Consider the following 2,893-nt stretch of genomic DNA (forward strand, 5'->3'; position numbering starts at 1 on the left):
CGCTGCGCCTGCGGCAGCGCCGGCGGCCGCAGCCGCGCGACGTCGCCCGCGTCGAGGCGCTCCAGCCACTCCACCGCCGTGCGCCGGGCCACCCGGTGCGTCTCGCCGGCCAGCAGCAGCGGCAGCGCGGCGTTCTCCCAGGCGGTCAGCTCGGGGACCAGCTCGGGGCGGGTGCCGATCCAGCCGAAGCGGTCCCGGCGCAGCCGCTCGCGGGCGCCGGCGGACAGGGTGTGCACGGGGCCGCTGTTGAACCACACCTCGCCCTGCTGCGGCAGCAGCTGCCCGGACAGGCACTTCAGCAGCGTCGTCTTGCCGCTGCCGCGCGGGCCGGTGACGGCGAGGATCTCGCCCTGGGCGAGGCCGAGGGAGACGCCGGCGAGCGCCGGGGTGCCGCCCCCGTGCGCGTAGTGCAGGGAACGGGCCCACAGCACGTCGTTGTCGGGTGGGGCGGTCCGAGTGGTCGCCGCGGTCATCGCACACCTCTTTCCCTGGGTCCCCTGGCTCCCCTGGGTCCCACGGTGGTGGAACGAGGACGGCGGGGATCCGGTCACTCGCACCCTAGGAAGGGGCGGCGGAGCCGCAGGCGAGGCGGCGGGCGGCACGCCGGGCGGTCCGCTCGTACGGGCGGACCGCCCGGGGCGTACGCGGCCTGCGCGGGGGCGGCGCCGGATGCGGCGGTGTGCCGTCGTGCGCGGGGCCACCGGGTTCCCCACGCGCAGGTCTGCTTGCGCAGCTCCAGATACACGAAGCTCCCGGTGGCGCGGACGCCCGGCAGGGCCCGGATCACTGTGCCGAGCGCCCGAGCCCCCGGCAGGGTGGGGCAACTGGATCCGCGGCGGAATGGCGTACATGCGGCGGATTTGCTTGTTCCCGTATATCGGAGCTGTCAATCTCGTACGGGCGGAGGGATCGCCGCGTCCGCGGGGCCGAGGGCGGTGACGGAAGTCTTCCTGTCCGGGCGCCCCGTGACGGGCAAATCTCTCGCCGTTAGGGTGGAGCGCATCAGCGGACCGACAACTGGAGGGTCGCAGTGACCAGCGAACCGCGCCGTCTGCGCAACTACATCAACGGGGAGTTCCGGGACGCCGCCGATGGCCGGACCATGGACGTGATCGACCCGGCCACCGAGGAGGTCTACGCGACCGCGCCGCTGTCCGGCGCCGCCGACGTCGACGCCGCCGTGCAGGCCGCGGCGGCCGCGTTCCCCGGCTGGCGGGACGCCACTCCCGGCGCCCGGCAGCTGGCGCTGCTGAAGGTCGCCGACGCCCTGGAGGCCCGGGCGGACGAGCTGCTGGAGACCGAGTGCCGGGACACCGGCAAGCCGCTGCAGCTCACCCGCGAGGAAGAGCTGCCGATGATGCTGGACCAGGTCCGGTTCTTCGCCGGCGCGGCCCGCATGCTGGAGGGCAAGTCCGCCGGCGAGTACATGGACGGCCTCACCTCGTACGTACGCCGCGAGCCCATCGGCGTCTGCGCCCAGGTCACGCCCTGGAACTACCCGGTGATGATGGCGATCTGGAAGTTCGCCCCCGCGCTGGCCGCCGGCAACACCGTGGTGCTGAAGCCCGCCGACACCACCCCCGCCGCCACCGTGCTGCTCGCCGAGATCATGGGCGGCATCCTGCCCAAGGGCGTCTTCAACGTCGTCTGCGGCGACCGCGACACCGGCCGGCTCATGGTCGAGCACCCGACCCCCGCCATGGCCTCCATCACCGGCTCGGTCCGGGCCGGCACCGAGGTCGCCGGCAGCGCGGCCAAGGACCTCAAGCGGGTGCACCTGGAGCTGGGCGGCAAGGCGCCGGTCATCGTCTTCGACGACGCCGACATCCCCAAGGCCGTCGAGGACATCGCCGTCGCCGGCTACTTCAACGCCGGCCAGGACTGCACCGCCGCCACCCGCGTCCTCGTCCACGAGTCCGTCCACGACGAGTTCGTCTCCGCCCTGGCCAAGGCCGCCGCCGACACCAGGACCGGGCCGGGCGAGGCCGACGCGCTCTACGGGCCGCTCAACAACGCCGCGCAGCTGGAGCGGGTCGCCGGCTTCGTGGACCGGCTTCCGGCGCACGCGCGCGTCGAGGCCGGCGGCCGGCGGGTCGGCGACAAGGGCTACTACTACGCCGCGACCGTCGTCTCCGGGCTGCGGCAGGACGACGAGATCATCCAGAACGAGGTCTTCGGCCCGGTCATCACCGTGCAGTCCTTCGCCGACGAGGACCAGGCCCTCGCGTTCGCCAACGGCGTGCAGTACGCGCTGGCCTCCTCGGTGTGGACCAAGGACCACGGCCGCGCGATGCGGCTGTCGAAGGCGCTGGACTTCGGCTGCGTGTGGATCAACACCCACATCCCGCTGGTCGCCGAGATGCCGCACGGCGGCTTCAAGAAGTCCGGCTACGGCAAGGACCTCTCGTCGTACGGGTTCGACGACTACACCCGGATCAAGCACGTGATGACCGCGCTCTGAGCGCGGCGCCCGCCCGCCGGGCCCGCCCGTGTACGTAGGTACGCGGGCGGGGCCGGGCGGCGCGGATACGTATACCGAACCGCACGGGCTACCGATGCCCGGCGGCCGTCCCGCCGTGCAGGCTGTTCCTCGTACAGACGCACAGACGAACACCCGCACCCACGCAAAGACACGGCCTGGACGATGGGCACGGCCAGATGACGTTGATCGGACGCCGGGCGGACACCGCACGCCTCGGCGAACTGTTACGTGACACCCGGCTGGTGACGGTGACCGGCGTCGGCGGGGTGGGCAAGAGCGCGCTCGCGGCCGAGGCGATCGGCCGCCTCGGCCGCGGGCGTTCCGGACCGGAGGTGCTGCGCGTCGACCTGGCGCAGGTGCGCGGGGCGGCGGCCGTGCGGCGGCGGCTGGCGGAGGCGGAGCAGGCCATCC

At 73.5% G+C, this 2,893-nt stretch carries 2 protein-coding genes and 2 pseudogenes; 2 read left to right on the forward strand and 2 right to left on the reverse strand.

Annotated elements, in window-relative coordinates; translation table 11 throughout:
- A partial coding sequence (locus ABD317_RS35450; protein ID WP_344295878.1) for an ATP-binding cassette domain-containing protein occupies positions 1-473 on the reverse strand: 473 nt, incomplete at its 3' end.
- A 227-nt stretch (positions 474-700) separates the two neighbouring features.
- Positions 701-784, reverse strand: a pseudogene (locus ABD317_RS35455) (AsnC family transcriptional regulator); the annotation flags it as partial.
- 246 nt (positions 785-1,030) lie between these two features.
- Here ABD317_RS35455 and ABD317_RS35460 point away from each other — a divergent pair.
- Positions 1,031-2,461, forward strand: coding sequence for a gamma-aminobutyraldehyde dehydrogenase (locus ABD317_RS35460; protein ID WP_344295879.1), 1,431 nt, complete (start codon positions 1,031-1,033; stop codon positions 2,459-2,461).
- Between the two features lie 197 nt (positions 2,462-2,658).
- A pseudogene (locus ABD317_RS35465) lies at positions 2,659-2,893 on the forward strand (hypothetical protein); the annotation flags it as partial.

The organism is Streptomyces synnematoformans (genome assembly GCF_039531005.1).
Classification (GTDB): Bacteria; Actinomycetota; Actinomycetes; order Streptomycetales; family Streptomycetaceae; genus Streptomyces; species Streptomyces synnematoformans.